This window comes from Faecalicatena contorta (genome assembly GCF_001404335.1).
GTDB lineage: Bacteria > Bacillota > Clostridia > Lachnospirales > Lachnospiraceae > Faecalicatena > Faecalicatena contortus_B.
In genome coordinates, this window is the sequence record NZ_CYZU01000030.1 from 44,039 (window position 1) to 67,005 (window position 22,967).

Below are 22,967 nucleotides of genomic sequence, written 5' to 3' on the forward strand. Positions count from 1 at the left end.
CCACTTCCTTCGTACCTGATTCATCTGCTTACAGTTCAGTTCTGCCTTCCAAAGCCCGAAGGAGGGTCACTTCATCTATATACTCCAGATCGCCGCCCACCGGAACACCACTGGCGATCCTGCTGACCTTAATCCCTGTAGGCTTAATCAGCTTGCTGATATACATAGCCGTCGTCTCCCCCTCGAGACTGGAGTTGGTGGCTATAATCACCTCATCGACATCCCCCTGCAGACGCTCCATAAGCTCCTTAAGCCGGATATCTCCCGGCCCGATACCAAGCATGGGGGATATTGCTCCATGAAGGACATGATAAACGCCGTTGTATTTTCCTGTCTTCTCATAGGCCGCCAGATCCCGGGGCGTCTCCACCACCATAATTGTCTTCTGATCCCGATCCGGGTTATTGCAGATCGGACAGAGTTCCCGGTCCGTCAGCGTGCAGCACTGTGCGCAGTACCGCACATTATTGCGCGCATCAACTAGCGATTTAGCCAGATTATCCACCTGTTCCTTTGGCATATTAATAATATGAAAAGCCAGGCGCTGCGCAGACTTAGTCCCGATCCCGGGCAGGCGGGAAAACTCTTCGATTAGCCGGCTGATTTGGTTACTGTAATAATCCATTTCGTATCACTCCTGTTTCTTTGTTACATCCTTAACAAAGTAGTCCAAAAGGGTCAGACCCTTCTGCAAAGGGGTCTGACCCTTTTGAGCACCATTGTCAGAATATTTAGAACATTCCCGGCATTCCGCCGCCAAGTCCTCCCGTCAGCTTGCTCATTGCTGAATTGGACTCTTCATCCACTTTTCTCAGGGCTTCGTTGGTTGCCGCTACGATCAGATCCTGAAGCATCTCGATGTCTTCCGGATCCACTACTTCTTCCTCCAGTTTCACGCGCAGTACCTCACGCTTACCGTTCATCGTTACCTCTACTGCGCCGCCACCGGCTGTTGCCGTGTATTCTTTTGTCTCAAGCTCTTTTGCCTGCTCCTCCATCTGGCGCTGCATCTTCTGCGCCTGCTTCATTAAGTTTGCCATATTGCCAGGCATTCCGCCGCCTGGAAATCCACCTCTTTTTGCCATGACTAATCCTCCACTATGATTTCCATATTAATTTTCTTTTCGATGTCTACAAATGTATCCTCAAAGTGCCGCCCTTCTTCTACATGACGGACCTCCACTTCCACTTTCTTTCCGATCCGGTTCTCAATCAGCTCTTCCAGCTCCTTACGGTGCCCTTCTGTGCCAACCACCTCTGCCTCCAGTGTTCCCGGCATCACAATCATCAGCCGGTTGTCTCCCCCCAGGCTCAGCCTGGCCTTCTTGAGAAAGGTGCGGAGCATTCCGGAGGCCTCATCTGCAATAGGTCTGAAGTTCTTCACAACTTCCTGGATATCTTCAGGAATTGCGTTGGGCAGCTCCGGTTCTGCCTGCTTTTCAGGCCGGCCAGCCGTACCGCCGTCGCCGCTGACATAAACAACCTTTTCCGTAACTGCGCCTGCTGGAATTCCCTTCTCCAACTTTTCTTCCACAGCGCGGATGCGGTCCAGCAACGTATCCTGCTCCACTTCCATGGCTGGTGTACACAGCTTAATCAGCGCAACTTCCAGCATAACCCTCTTCTGCGTTGCATATTTGAGCTGCCCGGACAGCTCGGAAAAAATACGGATATAGCGGAGCAGCATATCGGGCTCAATCATCTGAGCCTCCTCCTTCAGCTGCAGCATATTCTCCGTAGATACATCAATCACATCCTCTATATTATCAGATGTTTTCACCAGAAGCAAGTTCCTGAGATACCATGTGAAATCTGAAGAAAGCTGGGTCAGTTCCCGCCCCTGCATCACAAGGTCTTCCACCGTGTCCAATACCCTTGGTATATCCCGCTTTATGATATTGCGCAGCAGCTGGCTGAACACATCCGTGTCCACTGCCCCCAGTACTTCCAGCACATTGTCATAGGTCAGTTTCTGCCCCAGATAGAATGCAATACACTGGTCCAGGAGGCTCAGCGCGTCACGCATGGAACCGTCCGCAGCTTTGGCCACATACCGGATCGCCTTATCTTCCACATCCACCTGCTCTGTCACCATCAGCTCCTGGAGTCTGGCCGATATCGTCTCGATGCTGATCCTCTTAAAGTCATAATGCTGGCACCTCGAAAGGATCGTAATGGGTATCTTATGCACCTCTGTCGTTGCCAGTATAAAGATGACATACTCCGGCGGCTCCTCCAGCGTCTTCAAGAGCGCATTAAAAGCGCCTATGGAAAGCATATGCACCTCGTCTATGATGTAGACCTTATACCGGCCCTCCGTGGGGCGGTAGGCCACCTCCTCCCGGATCTCCCGGATGTTATCCACACCATTGTTGGAAGCAGCGTCAATCTCAATCACATTCATCGACGTTCCCGCCGCTATTGATCGGCACATCGCGCATTCCCCGCAGGGACTGCCATCCACCGGGTTCTCGCAGTTAACTGCTTTGGCAAATATCTTCGCCACCGTAGTCTTCCCGGTTCCCCGGGTTCCGCAGAACAAATAGGCATGGCCGATCCGGTTTGCCTTAATCTGGTTCTGCAATGTTGTAATAATATGGTCCTGTCCCTTTACATCCTCAAATGAGGTGGGACGGAACTTTCTGTAAAGCGCCGTATACGACATGAATCACACCTCTGTCTAATCTTATTTATCCCGCAGCTTACCAGTTACCCCGGTTCACCAGTTACCGGAACACTTCATCCCCGAAACTGATCCCCGTCATCTTCGCCTCTTTAATCAGGCTGCAATTCGGATCCACTGTCTTAAGCTTCCCTGCCACATCCTGAAGCGGCACCTTAGTCGTCTCTCCATTTTTCATGGCGATCATATAGCCAAACTCTTCTTTCAGAATCAGTTCTGCTGCCGCGGCACCCACTCTTGTGGAAAATACACGGTCGTACGCGCATGGAGAACCACCCCTCTGGGTATGTCCCGGAACCGTAATGCGCACTTCTTTATCTGTCTTCTGCTGAATCTGCTCGGCCAGTTCATAGGCAATAGACGGGTACTTTCTCTTAGCCAGCTTTTCCTTATAATCCTTCTTTTTCAGCTGAGCATCCTTCTTAGAAATCGCTCCCTCGGCAACCGCCAGTATGGTAAATGGCTTGCCCGCCGCAGAACGCTTCTGAATCACATCAGCAATGACGTCAATATCATAAGGAATCTCCGGAAGCAGAATAATATCCGCGCCCCCCGCAACCCCCGCATGCAGTGTTACATGACCCACCTTATGTCCCATTACTTCTATAATAAATACACGGCTGTGTGAGGTAGCCGTTGTGTGGATTCTGTCAATTGTATCTGTAGCAATATCCACTGCGCTCTGGAATCCGAAGGTCATATCCGTTCCCCAGAGATCATTGTCAATCGTCTTGGGAAGGGTGATCACGTTCAGCCCCTCTTCCCTCAGCATATTGGCCGTCTTATGCGTACCATTGCCGCCCAATATCACAAGACAGTCCAGGCTCAGCTTATGGTATGTATGCTTCATAGCCGCAACCTTATCCAACCCGTTCTCATCCGGTACCCGCATCAGCTTAAACGGCTGTCTGGATGTCCCCAGGATCGTACCGCCCCGGGTCAGAATTCCCGAAAAGTCTTTGGAAGTCAGCATCTCAAAATTTGCATAGATTAAACCTTTATAGCCATCTTTAAATCCATATATCTCTACATCATCACGTTTGGAACATACGCCCTTCACCACACCGCGCATTGCGGCATTCAATGCCTGGCAGTCTCCGCCGCTCGTCAGCATACCAATCCTCAACATAATCGATTCCTCCTTATTTAAGCTTCTGCCGCTTCCGCTGCAGATCTTATAAACTACAATCAGCTCCACCGTAAGGTGAAGCTGCTCTTACTCTTATGATTATACCCCATTTTGGATACCGTAACAAGAAAATATTCATTTCACGGGTTCGATTCGACTCGTCCAAATGCACACTGGCTGTACAAAAATTCAGCCCCGGACCTAAGAAGTCCCTGGAGACTGGATGCTATCCCTTCATTATGCGCTCCATTCGCCGACAAACCTAAATTATCTCCAACAAAAAATGTCTATATTTATCTCATTTTTGCACAAAGGGATTGTAAAATCTTCCAAAAAATTGTACAATATGAACAAGTAATACGAAAGAGAGGACACACTATGAAACAGAATAATATGTTAGCGATGATTTTAGCCGGAGGCCGGGGTTCACGCCTGCACGAACTGACCAATAAGGTGGCAAAACCGGCAGTTTCATATGGCGGCAAATACCGCATTGTCGATTTTCCTTTGAGCAACTGTGCCAACAGCGGGATTGATGTCGTAGGGGTGTTGACACAGTACGAATCCATTTTATTAAACAGCTATGTTGCTGCCGGCCGCCGCTGGGGGCTGGATGCCCAGGACAGTGGAGTATATGTCCTTCCGCCGCGTGAAAAAGCAGATGCCAATCTGGACGTCTACCGCGGAACCGCAGATGCAATTTCCCAGAATATTGATTTTATCGACAGCTTCTCACCGGAATATGTCCTTATACTGTCAGGCGATCACATATACAAAATGAATTATGCCAAGATGCTGTCCTATCACAAGGAACACCAGGCAGACGCAACAATCGCGGTAATCGAGGTACCGATGAAAGAGGCCAGCCGTTTTGGGATCATGAATACGGACGAAAGCGGACGTATTGTAGAGTTTGAGGAAAAACCGCCGCAGCCCAAGAGTAACCTGGCTTCCATGGGCATTTACATATTCAACTGGAAGCTGCTGCGCAGAATGCTTCTTGCAGACATGAAGAATCCGGATTCCAGCCATGACTTTGGAAAGGATATCATCCCAACGCTTCTGAACGACAGGAAAGAGCTGTTCGCATATAAATACAAGGGTTACTGGAAAGATGTGGGAACCATTGATTCTTTGTGGGAAGCCAATATGGATCTCCTGGACAAGAATAATGAGCTGGATCTCAATGATTCCACCTGGAAGATTTACACGGAAGACGGATATACCCTTCCTCATTATGTCGGGCCGGACGCCGATATCAACCGCGCTTTCATCACACAGGGCTGCAAGATCAACGGCGAGGTAAAGAATTCCGTCCTGTTCACAGGCGCCACGGTCAGAACCGGGGCAAAGGTCATAGACAGCGTGCTTATGCCGGGCGTTGATGTTGAGGAGGGCGCATGCATTACGAGGGCGCTCATCGCCGACGGCGTTAAGGTCGGTAAGAATGCTGTTGTAGGCAGCGCAGGAAGCGAGCATATCGAACTCGTTTCTAAAAATGTAAAGGGGGAAGAATAATATGGATAAAGCATTTGGAATCGTAAATCCTGCCGGAAACCACATCTCAGTAGAAGGGCTTCAGTCATACCGCACCATCGGGGCATTTTCATTCCTGGGCAGATACCGCGTTATCGACTTCCCAATCTCGAATATGAGCAACAGCGGAATCGACCAGATCCAGGTCTATGCCCGCAGTAAACCGCGTTCGCTTGTGGAACACCTGGGAACAGGGCGGCACTATAACATCAACTCCAAGCGGGGTAAGCTGCGTGTCCTTTTCTCTGAAAACAGCTCTGACAATGATATTTACAATACGGATATTGCCGCGTTCCTCGAGAACCTGGAGTGCATTGAGAGAATGCATTATCCGTATGTGGTGATTGTACCGAACTACATGGTGTATACGGAGAATTATGACAAGCTCTTGGATACGCACATAAATTCAGGCGCTGACATTACGCTCTTGTATCACGCCACAGACAATGCCAAGGAAACATTCCTGAACTGCGACCTGTTGAACCTGAACCGCCAGAAGGGCGTTCTTTCTATAGAGAAAAACCGCGGAACAGCAAAGAGCAGAAATATTTTTATGGATACCTATATCATGAAAAAGGAGCTGTTTATTGAGCTGATCCATAAGGCGAAAAGCCTTTCCTCCATGTATACGCTTGCACAGATTGTAAATAACCAGTGTAATGAACTGGATATCCGCGGGGTATCCCACAGAGGTTATTTTGCGTCAATTACTGACTTTAAGAGCTATTATGACGCAAATATGTCGCTGATAAATTATAAGAATGCCATGAATCTGTTTGACGAGGAATGGCCGATCTATACAAGGACGAACGACTCTTGTCCGACGCAGTATTTCGAGACGGCTGCCGTTAAGACCTCTGTTGTGTCTAACGGATGTCTGATAGAAGGAACTGTAGAGAATTCGGTGATCGGACGGGGATGCACCATCCAAAAGGGCGCTGTTGTTAAAAACTGTGTGATTCTGCCCGGGGCGGTGATTGGGAGGGATGTGCATATTGAAAATCAAGTTGTGGATAAGGGAGCGAACCTGATCCATGCAAAGGAACTGATTGCGCCGCCGGAGAGGCCGGGGTATATCAGACGGGGAGATACCATTTAGCGGAGTTAGTAAGAGAATGGGGCCGTCGGGAAATGATTGATTCATACTATATATTGCAGCCTGACTTCATAGTCCGCCTCAATATGTAGTTAGTAAATATCATTTCCCGACAGCCCCAGTTGTCTTATCTCTTGCCTGGTAAGCAGAAGATGTTCATATGATTTTTCTATATAAGATCCCCGTCATCAAAGGGGTCTCCACATTCGGGACAGAATTTCGGTGGATGGGCCATGTCTTCAGGCTCCCAGCCACATTTATCGCAGCGGTACTGGGGGACGCCCGCGGGTTTTTTCGCACCGCACTCTGTACAGAATTTGCCTTTGTTTATAGTACCGCAGGAACAATTCCAGCCTTCTGCCGGGACTTGCCTTGGGGCGCCGCACTCTGCGCAGAACTTCCCTTTATTGCCTGTACAGCCGCAGCTGCAGGTCCAGCCGTCTGCTGACGGAGCCTGGCTGACCGCCCCTGAAGGCTGGCCTGCCTGGTTTGTGTGCTGCTGGCTGGCTTTTTGCTGCTGTCCCATCTGGTAAAGGTTCTGGCTGTTCATTCCGCCCATATTGTTTGCCATCCCCATCCCCATAAATGCCATGGCTGAACCTGTGCCTTCGTTTTTGGCTGCGGACTGCATGGCAGCTGCCTGAGCTCCTGTCAGATACGCCGCTGCCATAGTCGGGTCTCTGAAGACTGCGGATCTCTGCAGTTCCTTTATGTATGCCTCATCTTTTTCGGATGCCCGGATGCTGCTGATGGCGATGGATACCATTTCGATTCCTCTTGTACCGTTCCACTTATCGGACAGGATGTCCTTTAATGCATTGGTGAGCTCCATTGTATGCCCGGGCAGTGAACTGTAGCGGATACCCATTTCTGATATCCGTGCAAATGCGGGCTGCAAGGCGTTCAGCAGCTCACTTTTCAGCTGGCTTTCCAGATCCCGAACGGTAAATTCGTATTCAAAGTTTGCACAGACATTTTTATAGAATAATATCGGATTGCTCAGGCGGTAAGAATATTCTCCAAAACAGCGGACTGAAATATCCATATCCAGGCCTATATTCTTATCTGTTACACGAAATGGCACAGGATTCGGTGTGCCGTATTTGTTTCCCATGAGTTCCTTTGTGTTGAAGAAATAGACTCGCTGATCCTTTCCTGTGTCTCCGCCCATTGTAAAACGCTTTTTAAAGGTATTAAATGCCTCTTCCACTCCCTGTTCAGATCCATCATAGAAAATAGAGGGTTCCGTGGAGTTCTCCCATACAAATTCTCCCGGTTCCGAAGAGAATGCGACAATCTCACCCTGATCAACGATCATCATGCATTGGCCTTCATTCACTGCTACGATTGAACCGTTGCTGATGATGTTATCCTCTCCGCGTTTATTAGAACTTCTCCTGGATGTGCGCTTCATCCCCTTTGCAGCAATGATGCCGTCCCCCAGGGATTCGCAGTAAAAATACTCTCTCCATTGATCCGCCAGCACTCCTGTTGCTGCTCCGATTCCTGCTTTTAATAAGCCCATAGTTAGATACCTCCTGATTTATATTTGAGTACGTCCCGACGTATATTTATTGAATCTAGAACTTACCGCTGGCGCCACCATGTGTTTCGCCGTTATCGCTTGTATGAACTGTCGTTGTTGTCCTGCTGTATCTCTGTGAATCAGAATCGCGCGGCGGATCCGGGCGTCTCGGTGGATCTGGATCCTTCTGCTTCACCGGAGTTTTCGTGATGCTGGTAGTTAGGAATACATCGCTTTTACGTATCTGCATTGATGCATCTCTACTCTGATATACATCTGCATTTTGCTGCTTACGTGCCTTTTTCATCCCTTTCTTCATTCTGATCATGTATATGATGGTTATAATTAATGCGCCTGCAAAGCCCGGATAGCCATTATTTTCAGATGACTCTGATGAGGTTTCCATCTCTGTCTGATCCTGGTTAGTACCTGCTGTCGCACTGTTTGATGACTGATTTTTCTCATCCTTATCTGCTGTCCCATTTGTTTCTCCATCTGTTGCCCCATTCGTTTCTGCAGCTGGTGCTCCATTTTCCTCTGTACTCTCATTTCCAGCACTTTGTCCGTTCCCTTGAACATTCATTTTTTTCTCACATATATTTACAATCCCAGCCACATAGCTCACAAATCCGTCTCGGTACCGGCCATTGGCAAAATAATTCTGTGCTGCAGTTTGGCCCAGCGAATTCAAATCGTAGTCAGAAAACAGCGTAATCGTATCTCCGTGTGTAGAAATCGCCCACTCCCTATTCCCCATATCCAATACAAACAGCACTCCATCTTTCTTTTCTCCTATGCCATATCCATTCGTGTCAAACAACATATCCGCTTCCGCTTGGATATCGGCTTCCTGTCTCTGGCTTTCAGTTATCAGGACTACATCAATCTGATATACTGTAGCAATATCGTTGACCAGCGATGTCAACTCCAATTCTTCTGCATCAGATAAAATTTCTGCATTATCAACCACTCTCGGCAGACTTGCTTCTTCAGTAGCTGAAACTGGTAATACATTTACCAGAAACATGCAAAGCAGTGCTGCCATAAATCGTATTTTTTTCATTGTCTATCCCTCTTCCATCTTATGTCGTCTCAATATCTAATCGCTCCATAATTGCATGAGCCTAACGAAAAATCAGCCAAAGTAAATTTAGAATCACACTGCTTCCTACAAATACTCCTATTGCATGTTTCCAAAACAGTCCCTTATCAACAGGCAGTTCACCTACCAGTTTTCCTGTCTGCCCATTCACTGCAAAGCGGTATGTCTTATCTTTATGCTCTACATTAAATGTCCATACCGGAAGCAAAGCATACCGGACTTTACCCCTATTGCAGGCAACTCTTGAACTTTTCTGCCTAATGCTATAATACTCCCCTCTGTTAATTGAACTGTTTATAACATCTATAAATGTACTTTTTATCCGTTCCTCTGCTCGCCGTCGACATTTTTCTTTAGGTACATCATACTTAAGAGCCTCATAACCAGACAGATAGCCTTCTTGGAACGGCACTGCCTTACTCATATCAAATGGTTCAAGAGACTCCATATAGGTGTCGTCAAGTTCAGCAGAACCATCTACCGGAATATTTTCGAAAAACATACTGCCTTCTCTGGTAACTAAATATAAGTCCTTTTGAGTGTACTCGTAGTAATCATCTCTCCATCTTTTCATCTTTTCCGCATCATAAACCAAAGTACCTTTTGTATGACAGCTGAACAGCCAGAACGGAACATAAACCCCTGTCATTTCCTTTATATTGTGCTCAGAATGGAACGCCCTCGGTATAAGTTTCTTTCCTTTACAGAAATCTTTATATACCTCTTTTGCATCGTTCTCATCCAGCTGAAACGGAATAACCAAATCTGGTTGGAATTGCCCCGATACTTGTCCAGGAAGTATTACAGGACTGTCACAATATGGACATTTCGTAGCTGCCGTAGTCTCTGCCGCATCCAACTCTCCGCCGCAGGACGGACAGGTATAGACTTTCCTGCCATCCTTTTGTTTTACCGTCCATTCTCCCTGTCTTCTCTTGGAACCTTCGTTCCAATCGTATGTATCCCCCTGCTCTTCCACTGACTCTACGGTCTCCGCATATTGCCGAACTGCGTCCATACTAATCATATTGCCGCAGGATGGGCACCGAAGCTTCTGGGTATCACTGCTGAACACCAGGCTCCCCCCACAACATGGGCACTTATAGCCTTTTGTACTCATCTTCCACACTCCTATTCTCATTCGTCTTATTTTAGTAGAAATATCGTTTTCGCTATATTGCTTTGCATTTATTATATCATAGCCATTGAGAATTTGATATTACCCTCTCTTCTTTTCTTCTCCGGACTGATCCTTTTCCTTTTCAATAGGTTTTTTCGTGATATCGCTTGTTAAGAATACCGCCGTTTTACGAGTATGAAACAACGCATCTGTGTTCCGGTATGCATCTGCATTACTCTGATCATACTCCGACTCAGGTTTTCTGTTCATAAATCCCCTCCAAATTAAGGTGATAATCCCTCCGCATATCATTGCGGGAATCAGGTAAATTAAGGGAGATTTTTTCTTCGGAGCAGTTTTCACATCCTCCTGAGTCTGGCTTGTATCTTTGGCCGCGCCTCCGTCTGCCGGCTGCTTTTTTCTATATAGTTCTGCAATCCCCTCCAGATAAATCTGAAAGCCCTCGCTGTACTGACCCGGGCTTAGATAATTGGCAGCCACATTCTTAAGCAGCTGCGTTAAATCACCACCGGACAGAAACGTATTTTCATTTCCAAATTGAACAACTCTACAATTGCCGCTGTTCAATTCAATTATGAGCATAATTGCGTTCTTGTCGTTCCCGATCCCATATCCATTCTGGTTATACAGATTTTTTGCCTCGGCATTTAAATCAGCTTCCTGTATCTGCCTTTTCATTACCAGAATTACATCTATTTGATATTCTTCACCAATGCCATAAATCTGTTCTGTCAGTGCTGCCTCTTCTGCCTCGGACAGAAGCTCCGCTTCATCAATCACTTTCGGCAGGCTGCTCTCCTCATTCGCAGAAACAGGCATTCCATTTACCAGAAACAGGATAAGCAGTACTGCCATAAATCGTATTTGTTTCATTCTCAGTCCCTCTTCCGTAATATGTAGTTTTCATATTCCTAATGTCGCTGCAAGTCTATGACTTAGAAAAATATAAGAAGCAAAAGAAGATATACAATCAGAGTACTTCCCGCAAACACTCCCAGCATATTTTTCCTGTACATCCCCTTATCAGTCGGCAGATCACCTGACAGTTTTCCGGTCTGTCCGTTCACTGCAAAGGGGTATATTTTGTCTTTATATTTCACATGAAACGTCCAGAGCGGCAGCAAGGCATACTGCACCTTCCCTTTCGTACAGGCAATGCTGGAGCTTTTTTGAAAGATAGAATAATACTCATTATGGTTGACTGACTTGCTCATAGCTCTTTGAAGTGAGCTCTTTATCCTTTCCTCTGCCACGCTACGGCACTCATCTTTAGACACATCGTACCGAATTGCTTCATAACCGGACAGGTAACCTTCCTCAAAAGGAACCGCTTTATCAATCCCATATGGTTCTATGGATTCCATATAACTTTCATCTTTCTCAGAGGAACCGCCTACAGGAAGGTATTCGAAGAACATATCTCCTTTTCTGGTCACCAGGTATAAATCTCTCTGGGTGTATTCGAAATCATCATCCTGCCATTTTTTTATCTTTTGAGCATCATAAATAAAAGTTCCCTTTGCCCGGCAGCTGAACAGCCAAAATGGAACATAACTACCGGTTACCTCCTGTATTTTACGCCCGGACCGGAAAGCTTTTGGCAAAAACTTCTTTCCTTTACAGTACTCTTTAAATATCTCTTTTACCCCCTCCTCATCCATCTGAAAAGGTATAATCAGATCCGGGTGGTATTCCCCCGATACTTGCCCCGGCAGTATTACGGGGCTGTCACAATAAAGACAGGTGGTAGATGCGGTGGTCTCGTCGGCATCCACCTCCGCGCCGCAGCAAGGACAGATATAAAGTTTCCTTCCCTCTTCTTCTTTCACTCCCCATTCAGTCTGGCTCTCCCCGGCATCATCACCCCACTCGAATGTATCCCCCTGCGCTTCTACTGACTCTACGATCTCCGCATATTGACGGACTGTTTCCATATCAATCTCATGATCGCAGGACGGGCATTGAAGCTTTTGGGTATCGCTGCTGAACACCAGGCTGCCGCCGCAACACGGGCACTTATAGCCTCTTGTACTCATAGTTCACACTCCTCTGCTCTCTTGTACACCGCCAATCAAACAGCGGCACCTTTCAATAGGCAGCATTTACGATGTACTCCTATCATTATAGTAAAAATGCCGCTTTCACTTTGCGTTTATTATATCATAGTATTTTTATATTTTATATGATAAAAACGCAAAACCGAGCAGTCATCCGAAAGGATTTCTGCCCGGTTGGAATATATTCTCTTTTATATCTGAGTCTGTCCAGTTCTATATTGGCGTAAGCCTACGATTCCATATAATGTTCCAATTGCAGCCACTGCCGTCATCGCTGCCCCGCCCCCCATAACCAACCTCCAATTATTGTACAGCTCCTGTTCCGGCCAGAACTGCTGAAAGGCTGCAAATTGTCTGACAGCCTCTGTTTTCGTTTTCCAAAGACTGCTGAAAAATTCGAAATCCGACCAGTAAGTGGGCAGATAGTCTCTTCCCAGGCCGGAGAACATGATTCCCAGAATTACAATTACCAGCAGCATGATCCAGCCTGCTGCCACCAGGCACCTGGACAGAACTGCCGGTTTCCTGTTTTTTTTTGCGTATACCCCAGCGGCAATACAGAGGGCGGCGCACAGCATAGCCTGACTGACTGCAAATATGATTTTTGCCGTGGCCGAGTAGAACTGCCCGTCTATGATTTCTTTATGGGATCCTCCCAGATATACTTCCATCATGCTGACAATACTCTGCACGGACTTGCTGTCCGTTTTTCTTTGGACAGAAATGCCGTCAAATGCGCTTCCCTTTTCCGCAGGGATCATACAGACAGCCTCTTCTCCTGATAATATTCCGGTTATGCGGTAGGTCTTCCCGCCTGTTTGAATTACATTTCCGGAGGCATCTTTGACGCCAAACAGGGCTATAGAAGTCTTTTGATCCAGCAGGCAGACATCGGTTTCACTGCTCAGAAAATACCTGCCGGACTGCAGTGTCTTTCCAAACACTGCCTCCGGCTGTCCCTTGATACTGTAACAGTCTGCCTGCTGCTTCCTGCCCGTCTGCTCTGCGGATATCTCCTTCCGGCCATGATTCTTCCACACCGCGGCTGAGGCAAGCTTTTTTGCTTCTTCACTGTCCATCAGCTGGTCAAAGGATTCCTCCGGGACCATCCCCTCCTGGTACCTCAGGGACAGATAACCGGAATACGTCTCCGCAGCCTGTGTGCGGCCGAGTAGCCACAGATCCGCCAGAATCAGCGCTGCGGCAAGCAATAGATAGAATGTCAGTTTGCGTTTTCTATTATCCGTACCTGGTCACCTTCTTCCACATATTTCTCCGATGAAACTATAATCTGATCTTCTCTGCTAAGCTCTGCTATAACAGCGGCGTTCTGGCTGTCCTTTTCCAGTACGCTTACAGGAACTCTTTTAGAGCTCTGTACCGTCCCCAGCATGCCTGAACTTTCGGTAAGGATCAGACAGTACGTACCGTCAGTGCCTTCGCGCAGTGCACTCAGCGGTATCATCTGCTCATATTCCTCCTGAGACTCGGTCTTTGCCGTCCAGGTAAATGCCTTGTTATATACGCCCTCGACTCTTTCTGGAAGCGGCGCATACCAGAATGCTCCTGTCTCGCCGGACGCACCACTGCCGGATTGCCCTTCGCTCTGGCTCTGTCCCTCTTCTTTGCTTTGGCTGCTGTCCGCATTTTCCACAGACTCGATTTTTAGGATTCTCTTTTCCGAGGATGGCAGCGTAATCTCTACTTCTTTCCCTGCCGATAACTGCTCTTTATCTTCCCCGCTTACGCTTCCACGCAGCCGCCAGCCTCCGCTTCCCAGAACCAGTATTTCCGATCCGGTGGTAACAGCGCCTTCCTGGATTCCTGACCGCAGTACCACACAGTCCTGTTCCGCACAAATTTTCCCTCCGGAATCCTGATACTCACGGAGCTTTTGAAGCTCACTCTCCGCCTGCTCTGTCTGAACGTTCAGGTCCTGTACCCCCAGCTCGGCCGCTTCCCGGGCATTGGCATCATTTGCCTCCTGGGCGGCATCTTCCCGGCATGCCAGGTCATAGGCATTTTGGGCGTCCTCCAGGGCCTGATTCGCAGACTGCACTTCTGCCTGTGCACTCTGGAGCGCCTGATAAAGTGCCTGTTTTTGTTCCTGGATTCCCGGGTCTTCTTCCGCACCTGGCTGTCCGCCGGTCCCCTCTTCTCCCTGCCCGCCGGCTTCTGCCCCGTCGTATGCAGCCTGTGCCTCTGCCGCCTTCTGTTCTGCCTCTGCCAGTCTGTTCTGCGCAGACTGCAGCGTCAGGGCCGCCCCTGCAGCCGAGGATACTCTTTGGCTCCCGCGGGCGGAAACCTGCTGCTGTTCCCTCTGCAGGCGCAGTCTCTCTACTTCGGCCTGTTTCTTGTCAATGGTTTGTTGGAGATATTCCGCCCTGAACTGTACCAGACAGTCTCCTGCTTTTACCGTACTGCCTTCCTTCGCGGCGCTCTCGACCTGCTGCTGGGGCCAGAGAAAAAGTTTTGTCTCCTGTGCCGGTACGATCTGCCCTTTCCCTTCCCAGGTGTAAGTCAGGCGTCCCTTTTTTATTTTCTCCACCTTTACCTGTGCAACCAGTACGGATGCAGCGGCTCTGGAAATTACAGTACAAAGCGCCATCACGGCCAGGAATACTGCCAATATCCGTATGGCCCGTTTTTTATTCTTATCCATCTATGATCTACTCCTTAATCCCTGATGCAACAATTCCCTGTTCCAGATAATCCTGTCCGAAAAAGAACAATAACAACGCCGGAGCCAGCATGATAATAGACGCAGCAAATGCAAGGGCTGCCTTTGAGGCTGTTATCTGCGGCAGGTAAAGCGAAAGCGGCCAGTATGCCTTTGTCTTGAGATAAGTCATCGGCTGCTCGATTGCATTCCAGCTCTCCAGAAATCCCAGAATCAATATTGCAAAGATTCCAGCTTTTCCAAGCGGCAGGCCCACATGCAGAAAGATCCGCAGGCTCCCCGCGCCATCCACCTTAGCAGCCTCAATCATTTCCCCTGGTATGGCGGAAAAACTCTTTCGCAATATGAATACCGGCAAAGTGGAAAACATTCCCGGCAGAATCACTGCTGCCGGCGTATCCATCAGATGTACCGCACTCAGCACCAGATAGCCGGATACCATAGTTACCTGAAAGGGAAGAACCATCAAAAGCATATAGAGAAACCACAGCAACCCTTTTCCCGGAAACCGGAATCTGGCAAATGCCCATGCTGCAGGAACTGCCGTCAGAAGCTGTCCAGCCAGTATGCCGCCGGTCTGGATACACGAGTTCCAAAACGCCGTAAAAAATTCCGGCGAATCCAGCAGGAGCCGCACATATGCACGCAGTGTGGGGTAAGCCGGGATCAGCCGGAAGCCAGACATCCCTTCCAGGCCGGAAAGCACCGGCCCGCACAGTTCTCTCAATTCCTGCACTCCCATGAAGGAGTAGGAAACCAGCAGGAACAAGGGAAGCAGAATGACCGCCAGCACCAGAATCAGACACAGCCGGACAACGGCTCCTCTCACGGAGGCTGATTTATAACTGACCGAGCTGCCTCTCCCGCTTTTCTCTGTGATTTCTCCACAATTCCTCACCGCCCAAGACACCTCCTATTCCCAGCATAAGCAGTACCGCCGCCGCTGTCATTTTCTGGATGTCCAGATTTGTAAACCAATTATTAAATAAATGCTGCAGCATGTATATACTGTCGTGGGGATAATCCCCTGCAATCAGATATGCTTCCCGGAACACGCGGAATGCATTGATAAAAGACAAAAGTGCTGTCACGAATACCGTTTCTTTCATCTGGGGCATTGTGATATACCGAAAACAGCTCCACCTGCCCGCGCCCTGCACCTGGGCAGCCTCATACTGTTCCTGTGGTATGGCGCTCAAGCCTGCCAGCCACAGCACCATGTCATATCCCAGGTTCTTCCATATATAGCATGCCGTCAGCACCCAGAACGCCTGGTCCGATGCCAGCCAGTCCTGTCCCCCGCCTCCATACTTTTGAAGCAGTAGGTTAAGCCAGCCATGCCTGTCAAAAATCATCTGGAAACAGACTGCCACAGACGCCACGGGCATAGCCATAGGCAGAAGCACTCCGGTCTTTGCCGCTTTTTGAAACACACCGGTATTTCGAAGCGCCAACGCCGTGCACAGTGATAGTAAAAGAAGCAGCGGAATACAGATCACCATAAACCGTGCAGTATTCCCCGCAGCCCTTTTAAACGCCTCGTTTAGCAGCACCGACTGATAATTCTGAGCTCCTACAAACCCCTTTCCGGAAGCCTGAAGAAAAGACCGCCGGATCACATCCAGAAACGGCAGGAAGACAAACCCTCCTACTCCCAAAAGGCTTGGGAGCAGAAACAGGTATGCCGTTCTTATTTCTTTTTTTCTATTCTGCGAGATAGGTATCCACCTTCTGCGCGATTGTCTCCGCCGCTTTTGTGGCATCAATACTTCCCTCCAGATATTTGTCCGCTGTCTCCTGGTAAATGTTCCATACGACCCGGTCCTGATTAACCGGTTTTGTCAGGGATTGGCCAAGCTCCATTAACTGGTCCACTTCCTCTGCTGAAGGGTAGGTTGCGGATATTTCAACGATATCATCTCCGATCTTCGTGCTGGACATCATTGTAAATGAATTTGCATACTCACTGTCCACCTCGGCGGCCAGCCCCTCCATCGCGCTTTCCATAACCGGAAATCCATCGTCAAGCTGTGCAGACTGTATTTCTTCGGAGAATAAATATTTTACGAAATCTTCCGCAAGGTCTTTCGCACCGCTGCTCTCGTTAATCCCCACAACACCAACCGGATTATACATATTCTGAACTGCGGACGGCTTCACGTTCAGCTCCCGCATCATTGCGTATGGCAGTATCATATTCTGCACACTGGATATCTCTTCTGTGGACACTGCGTCCGGATATTTCATGATGCCCGCGCCCATAATATTGTCAAACGGCCCAGGAACATATTCATAAGAAGTGTTGTATTCTTCTCCCTCAAATTCTGCTGCCCGTGCATTCACGCTGATTTTTGATTCCAACTCCAGAAGCTGCACCAGCCTGGCCTGGTCAATTTTACCGTCAGGATCCACAATTTCGCCTTGGTACAGCTGGAATAGGAAATTACGGATATAATCATAGTCTGCAACTCCAAACACGGATGCATCCGGATTGGCATCCATATAGGCCTGGAGTGTATCGATGGATTCCAGAGCTGCTTTTACCTCTTCGTCGCCGAACAGGATCGGTATCTTGAACTTTAACGGCATCCCGTAAATCTTTCCTCCACTCTGGGCAGTATTCTTCAAAATCTCTTCCAGATAAGAATCCTGTCCCGTCAGGTCAGCAGCAAGGTCTGTCAGATCTTCCAGCACTCCCTTTTCAATATAGGAATCAACCGGCAGGCCATCCAGCAGCAGCACATCAGCTCCGTTCCCGCTAAGCAGTTCCGTATTCAAAGTACGGATATCGTCTGTGCTCACCTCGCCTGCTGTTTTACCGGAAGTATGGAACTCTACTTTCACATCGGTATGTTTTTTCTGGAACCGTATGATTGCCTGCCGCACAGTATCATTTTCTGACAGGCCGAAAACTTTCAGTGTTTTCTCCGGGACAGAAGGAATACTGGGGTCAAAAACATAATACTCCAGGATGTTTGTTCCCACTTTGTCCTGACTGTATAGTACATAGAAGTCTTCTTTATTGCCCATAACCACCGAGACAGGACTATTTACAGGGGAGCCCATAGCGCCCATGCTTCCCTCCATCACTATCTCGCTGATGTCATTTCCACTCTGTTTTCTGCTGATTCCGTCTTTTGAAACTGTATACCAGTTGCTGCCGTCACTGCAAAGCTGTCCCTGTTCGCCGTTTTCCTGCTTCAGTGTCCCTTTCTTAGCCAGGCTGCCGCTCTGGTATAAAGTATAGATTCCTTCCTCTGTGTTCACTGCCACGATCCCGTCACTTCCCTTTGCCATTAGCTTCTGTGTATTGCTGACCGACTGGATCGTCTGGATCTCGCTTACAGTTTCCAGTGTATCCGGTGAAAGGATCACGATCTTCTCCTGGTACATATCCTGCAGCCAGTAATTCCCCGCATCATCGACCAGCAGATCCGCTATCATAGACGTACCGTACTCCGTCTCCTGCTTAAAATAGGCTGCATCCAGCGCTTCCCCTGCACCGCCCTCTTTTCCCAGGGCCAGCTGAAACTGCTGTGTCTCCATATTTACACTCAAAAGTACCTGTGTGCCATCCGCTGTCTCCTCCATATCAACCAGATACGGGGGATGATCCTGGTATAACTCCGCTATCCATTTAACCGGAGTTTCCTTCCATTCTCCATCTTTATATTCGTACCGGTTTATTTCCGATCCTTTGGACCCAAACAAGAGGGGGTTCCCGTCTTTGGATTTGGAGAAGCTGATCCCGCCTTCTCCGTCTTTAAAAGGCAGTTCAATATCCTTTTCTATATACCGCCCCTTTCCCGCATTATCATCTTTTGTATCCCCTTTGCCGCACCCTGTCAGCAAACCGGCCGTAAGAGCCAGCGCCAGTATAAATACCAGTGTTTGTTTTATTCTGTTTTTCACTGCTGTACCTCCCTTTCTATATCAGAGTACTCTCGGAAACTCTTTGTGCCCGGCTTTGTGAGATGATTTCCAAGAATGCTCCATCAATACTCTTAATCATACAGACAGAATCTCAAAAAATCTTGAAAGCCTGGAATTATTTCTTAAAGATTTTTTTGAGATTTATCTGTTATACTATATTTAATACACACCAAAATGTTTTGAAAAGAGGTATTATGATGCATATACTGATCGTGGAAGATGATAAAGAATTAAGCCAGGCCCTTCAATTACAGCTCAAGGCCAGAAACCACACTTCTGACTGCTGTTATAAGGGAAGTGAGGCTTTATACTTTGCTATGAAGAATTCCTATGACCTGATTCTGCTGGACCGGATGCTTCCCGAGATTGACGGGCTCTCCATTCTGCGTTCTATCCGGCAGAACCATATAAACGTCCCCGTTATCCTGACTACGGCACTGGATACGGTAAACGACCGGATCGATGGCCTTGACTGCGGCGCTGATGATTATCTGGTCAAGCCCTATGCAATTGAAGAACTAATGGCACGCATCCGTGCGCTGTCCCGCCGTCCGGGTGTGCTACAGGAACATCAGGAGCTTCACTTTTCTGACCTGAGTTTCACACCAGAGAGCCGTACACTGCGGTGCCAGGAAAGAGAAGCGCAGTTGTCCGGACGTGAAGCGCTGCTGATGGAATACTTTCTGCGCAATCCGGAAATGGTTCTTGCACGGGAACAGATCTTTGCACGCGTGTGGGGATCGGATGCCGCAGTGGAGGACGGCAATCTGGATACTTACATTTATTTCTTAAGAAAACACCTGAAAACGCTGCACAGCCGGAGTGTCATTTCTACCATACATGGCCTTGGCTACCGCCTGGAGAGTTACTATGCACAGCCTGTGAACCGTACATAGTAACCGCATCTGGCTCATTTAAAGTCGCCAGCGGCGAAGAGCCAGATGCCCGGCCCCATCACCTTACTGGCCCGGATGCCGTGCAACGTGGTGCACGGCATCGTGAATAGCAGCACTGGAGGCACATCATGTTTCATAAATTTAAACAAAACCTTATCTTTTTATATACACTGACCACGGGTTTGATCCTGACGCTGGTTGTTTTTATGGCTTTCTTATTTTCTGCCTTTTCCCAGAATAACCGCCGGGAGGCTGCATTTCAGAACAATTTATTTTCTCTGACATCCAAACTGCAGACCGATTCCCAGTTTACAGACGCTTATCTGGCGGAAATGGAGTTGAGGAACAGCCTGCTGATATACATAGAAGAAAACGGGCACCCGCTCTTTTTTCCCGGTGCCTGGGAGCCGGACGGCGGGCGGGATGCCCTGCTGGACCGTGCGGCTGCCGAAGCCAAAAAAGAGGGCATCTATGAAGGCTCCCAGCCCATTTCCTCAGACCTGCTGAAGAGTTCTGTCTTTCGTATTAAGGGTGCACACTATGATACCTGGCTTGGTAATGTGCTGATTATCCGTACAGATTCAGGTTATAAGAAAATGATCCTATTATCCGATGAAACCCAAAACCGCAGAAGTATCTTAAAAACAGGGCTGCTTTACCTTCTAATGGATCTAATCGGGATCTTCCTGCTGTATCTAAGCGGCAGGCGGTTTGTCCTCCGCTCTACACAGCCATTGGAAGAAACTTACGAAAAACAGAGAGACTTTGTCTCAGCAGCCTCACATGAACTGCGCTCGCCTCTGGCCGTCATACAGGCAAATGCCTCGGCCATACAGGATGCGCCCTGGGAAAGCCCCCGGCTTCTGGCTGTGATTCAAAGTGAATGCGACCGTGGAAGCGCCCTCATCAAAAACCTGCTGCTTCTTGCTACTGCAGACAGCAAAAGTCTGTCCCTGCATAAGCAAAACCTGGAAATAGACGACCTGCTTCTGCATTTGCTGGAACTGTATGAACCAGTCTTCCTTGCAAAAAACGCCAGGCTGCTGCTGGAACTTCCCGAAGAGACGCTGCCTTACGTCCAGGGTGATCCGCAGCTCTGTCTGCAGATATTCACGATTCTTCTGGATAATGCGGCTGCGTATGGACTGGAACAGAATTCCCGCCGGAAGGTTCTGTTGAAGGCAGACTGCTGCAGCGGCTCTGTGTGCGTCTCAGTAACTGACTACGGCGTGGGTATCCCCGACGATAATAAACTGCAGATATTTGACCGTTTTTATCGGGGCGACAGATCCCGCAGCCACAAAGAACATTTTGGGCTGGGTCTGTCCATTGCAGCAGAACTGGCAAATGCCCAGGGGCTGGATCTGGACGTACAGGATACACCGGGGGGCGGGTGCACTTTTGTTGTCAGATTTCATGTTGCTCAGGGATAACCGAGCGGACGGATATGGATGTCTATTTGTAGGCAGTGATCAGATAACTAGTACAGCAGTGCATTAATCTTTCAGTAATAAGTGCCTGATATCTGCGTCAGAGTTGTGCCTGCTTTCGCGACGGCGTAGTGGTTCCTACGTCTAGCGTAAGCAGGTACAGCTATGGTGTAGAGAGCAGGTGCTTATTGCTGAATTATTAGTGCAATGCTGTACTGGCAGAAACATTAAAATAATGTAAACGAAAAGGAACGATATCCATTTTCGATATCGTCCCTCTTCACTCTCTTTAGAGATCATGTTTTAATCTTTATTTTCTGTTTTGTTGATACCCAACGGCAGTCTGAAAGTTACTGTACTTTCTTGAGAATGCTTAACTTTTCTTTATTAATTCTTCCAATCTTTTTCTCAGCTCTGCAATTTCCCTGGCTTGCATATTTAACCTTTCCTCATTATTGCTGAGCTGGTCATCTTTTTCTTTTAATGATATCTTAGCAGCTTCTAATTGTTCTTTTGTCATATCCAGCTGCTCCTCTTTCTTTTGTATCACCTCTGTCTGTACTTTAATTACCTTTTCCTGTTCCTCAATCATATATTTCACCGTATTCCGGTCAAGCTCAGCCAATTCTTTTGAATACATATTCATCACTCCCTCGATATTACGGCACATTTCATAAACATCCTCATAAAGAACCCTGAACTGAGGAAATCGCTCAATCAACTGCATAATACGTTCTGGTTCATCAAATGTCAGAAATGAAAGCCAGGCCTCCAATTCATTCTCTACTATTTTATTGTGCAGCGTTTCTCTAAAGATGTCAAGTGGAATCAAAACATACTCCTGCAGCGTTTCTAGTTCCAGCCCTGTATCAAAAATCTGCCGTGATCTATGAATATAGCTATCTTTTATCTTCTGAAATTCACGTGTACTATTTTCAAAAAATACTATTGTGTATACAGTCTTTATATCGTGGTATGTAAACTTCTTCTTCCGTTCACTTCTTACTCTTTTATACTGTCTCAGCAACGTGTCTGCAGAATAACATGCAACCCGTTGTCCCGGAAAAGCATACCCTATTTTCTAAATCTCAATATTGGCAAAGCTACCATCTTCCAATTCCACTAATATATCTGTAATTAAAAGGCTCTGCTCATCGGCAATCCTAACTGAATCATTGGGCAGTACAGAGCGGATTTTCACCCACTTCCCTAAAATGGCAGAAAGCAAACGTTCTATTCTTTCCGGATGATATTCCGGACTAAAAATTTCCTTAAAAAAAGAATCATACAATATCTTTACGCCTTTTACTCCTGTGCAAAAATTCAGAAATTCTTCCTGCTACCCTTCTCTCCAGGATTTAAAAACAGCCAGCTGCTTCTCACGGCTTCCAATCTCATCGAGCACCTCCCTTCTTGTCCGAATCATCGGAAAATAATCTTTCAGTGTTTTTGCCATAAGCAGACTCCTCCTCTGTAAAAAGTTAAATTGTTCTAATTGCGGATAACACTTCGAAAATGAAGTACCGGAATAAAAAAGAAATCCCGTGGCTTGAAATCGATATGAATACCGGCCACTCAAGATGAATTCAGCATACCATACTTCGCATAACTAAGCAAACAGTTTGTAACTGAATAATATAATGTATCCACTTAAACGTTACTGTTAATCCCCCAGCCAACATCTCAATCGGGATTTAGTCGGCAAGCTTTAGACTTGTCGACGGACGGGGACGCTTCATGACAGGGAGGCCGGGGAGGT

General features: G+C 47.7%; 20 protein-coding genes. 4 read left to right on the forward strand and 16 right to left on the reverse strand.

Translation table 11 applies throughout. From position 1 onward, the window contains the following. Positions 1-28: 28 nt before the first annotated feature. The 4 genes from recR to ARB69_RS15195 form a co-directional block, all read right to left on the reverse strand. A complete protein-coding gene (gene recR, locus ARB69_RS15180) occupies positions 29-625 on the reverse strand; it encodes a recombination mediator RecR (protein WP_055154030.1) in 597 nt (198 codons plus the stop codon). 106 nt (positions 626-731) lie between these two features. After that, positions 732-1,085 carry a YbaB/EbfC family nucleoid-associated protein gene (locus ARB69_RS15185; RefSeq protein ID WP_050638996.1) on the reverse strand — a complete coding sequence of 118 codons (354 nt, stop codon included), beginning with the start codon at positions 1,083-1,085 and terminating at the stop codon, positions 732-734. A gap of 2 nt (positions 1,086-1,087) precedes the next feature. Beyond that, positions 1,088-2,665 (reverse strand): DNA polymerase III subunit gamma/tau, encoded by a 1,578-nt coding sequence (gene dnaX, locus ARB69_RS15190; RefSeq protein WP_050638997.1) that lies wholly within the window; start codon positions 2,663-2,665, stop codon positions 1,088-1,090. 61 nt (positions 2,666-2,726) lie between these two features. Then, positions 2,727-3,812, reverse strand: coding sequence for a 6-phosphofructokinase (locus tag ARB69_RS15195; RefSeq protein WP_050638998.1), 1,086 nt, complete (start codon positions 3,810-3,812; stop codon positions 2,727-2,729). A gap of 378 nt (positions 3,813-4,190) precedes the next feature. Between ARB69_RS15195 and ARB69_RS15200 the strand changes: the two genes are divergently transcribed. Both ARB69_RS15200 and glgD read left to right on the forward strand, forming a co-directional pair. Next, on the forward strand, positions 4,191-5,330 hold the full coding sequence (locus ARB69_RS15200; RefSeq protein WP_050638999.1) for a glucose-1-phosphate adenylyltransferase: 1,140 nt from the start codon (positions 4,191-4,193) through the stop codon (positions 5,328-5,330). Position 5,331: 1 nt separating this feature from the next. After that, positions 5,332-6,447 carry a glucose-1-phosphate adenylyltransferase subunit GlgD gene (gene glgD / locus ARB69_RS15205; protein WP_055154032.1) on the forward strand — a complete coding sequence of 372 codons (1,116 nt, stop codon included), beginning with the start codon at positions 5,332-5,334 and terminating at the stop codon, positions 6,445-6,447. 166 nt (positions 6,448-6,613) lie between these two features. Here the strand turns inward: glgD and ARB69_RS15210 are convergent, their stop codons facing one another. From ARB69_RS15210 to ARB69_RS15255, 10 genes are all read right to left on the reverse strand, one after another. After that, entirely contained in the window at positions 6,614-7,969 is a 1,356-nt protein-coding gene (locus ARB69_RS15210; protein WP_055154034.1) for an SPFH domain-containing protein, read from the reverse strand. A gap of 55 nt (positions 7,970-8,024) precedes the next feature. Beyond that, complete coding sequence (locus ARB69_RS15215) at positions 8,025-9,032, reverse strand: TPM domain-containing protein (protein WP_050639002.1); 1,008 nt, start codon at positions 9,030-9,032, stop codon at positions 8,025-8,027. 61 nt (positions 9,033-9,093) lie between these two features. Then, positions 9,094-10,191 carry a hypothetical protein gene (locus ARB69_RS15220; RefSeq protein ID WP_050639003.1) on the reverse strand — a complete coding sequence of 366 codons (1,098 nt, stop codon included), beginning with the start codon at positions 10,189-10,191 and terminating at the stop codon, positions 9,094-9,096. Positions 10,192-10,290: 99 nt separating this feature from the next. Then, a complete protein-coding gene (locus ARB69_RS15225; RefSeq protein ID WP_055154036.1) occupies positions 10,291-11,085 on the reverse strand; it encodes a TPM domain-containing protein in 795 nt (264 codons plus the stop codon). A gap of 62 nt (positions 11,086-11,147) precedes the next feature. After that, the gene (locus tag ARB69_RS15230) at positions 11,148-12,248 is read right to left on the reverse strand and encodes a hypothetical protein (protein ID WP_055154038.1); all 1,101 of its coding nucleotides are present in this window, start codon (positions 12,246-12,248) and stop codon (positions 11,148-11,150) included. 212 nt (positions 12,249-12,460) lie between these two features. Next, a complete protein-coding gene (locus ARB69_RS15235) occupies positions 12,461-13,378 on the reverse strand; it encodes an ABC transporter permease (protein ID WP_157355652.1) in 918 nt (305 codons plus the stop codon). Positions 13,379-13,491: 113 nt separating this feature from the next. Continuing rightward, complete coding sequence (locus ARB69_RS15240) at positions 13,492-14,931, reverse strand: hypothetical protein (protein ID WP_050639007.1); 1,440 nt, start codon at positions 14,929-14,931, stop codon at positions 13,492-13,494. A 7-nt stretch (positions 14,932-14,938) separates the two neighbouring features. Continuing rightward, the gene (locus ARB69_RS15245; protein WP_050639227.1) at positions 14,939-15,778 is read right to left on the reverse strand and encodes a carbohydrate ABC transporter permease; all 840 of its coding nucleotides are present in this window, start codon (positions 15,776-15,778) and stop codon (positions 14,939-14,941) included. Positions 15,779-15,788: 10 nt separating this feature from the next. After that, positions 15,789-16,712 (reverse strand): carbohydrate ABC transporter permease, encoded by a 924-nt coding sequence (locus ARB69_RS15250; protein WP_050639008.1) that lies wholly within the window; start codon positions 16,710-16,712, stop codon positions 15,789-15,791. Further along, positions 16,654-18,861 (reverse strand): ABC transporter substrate-binding protein, encoded by a 2,208-nt coding sequence (locus ARB69_RS15255; protein ID WP_055154042.1) that lies wholly within the window; start codon positions 18,859-18,861, stop codon positions 16,654-16,656. The genes ARB69_RS15250 and ARB69_RS15255 overlap by 59 nt, the downstream gene beginning before the upstream one ends. Before the next feature lie 218 nt (positions 18,862-19,079). Between ARB69_RS15255 and ARB69_RS15260 the strand changes: the two genes are divergently transcribed. Continuing rightward, entirely contained in the window at positions 19,080-19,778 is a 699-nt protein-coding gene (locus ARB69_RS15260) for a response regulator transcription factor (RefSeq protein ID WP_055154044.1), read from the forward strand. Between the two features lie 128 nt (positions 19,779-19,906). Continuing rightward, a complete protein-coding gene (locus ARB69_RS15265; protein WP_055154046.1) occupies positions 19,907-21,211 on the forward strand; it encodes a sensor histidine kinase in 1,305 nt (434 codons plus the stop codon). A gap of 370 nt (positions 21,212-21,581) precedes the next feature. Here ARB69_RS15265 and ARB69_RS27745 read toward each other — a convergent pair whose 3' ends face one another. Both ARB69_RS27745 and ARB69_RS27750 read right to left on the reverse strand, forming a co-directional pair. Continuing rightward, positions 21,582-22,235, reverse strand: coding sequence for a hypothetical protein (locus ARB69_RS27745; RefSeq protein WP_242857610.1), 654 nt, complete (start codon positions 22,233-22,235; stop codon positions 21,582-21,584). A 54-nt stretch (positions 22,236-22,289) separates the two neighbouring features. After that, positions 22,290-22,499, reverse strand: a complete 210-nt coding sequence (locus tag ARB69_RS27750) for a hypothetical protein (protein ID WP_242857611.1) — start codon at positions 22,497-22,499, stop codon at positions 22,290-22,292. Between the last annotated feature and the right edge of the window lie 468 nt (positions 22,500-22,967).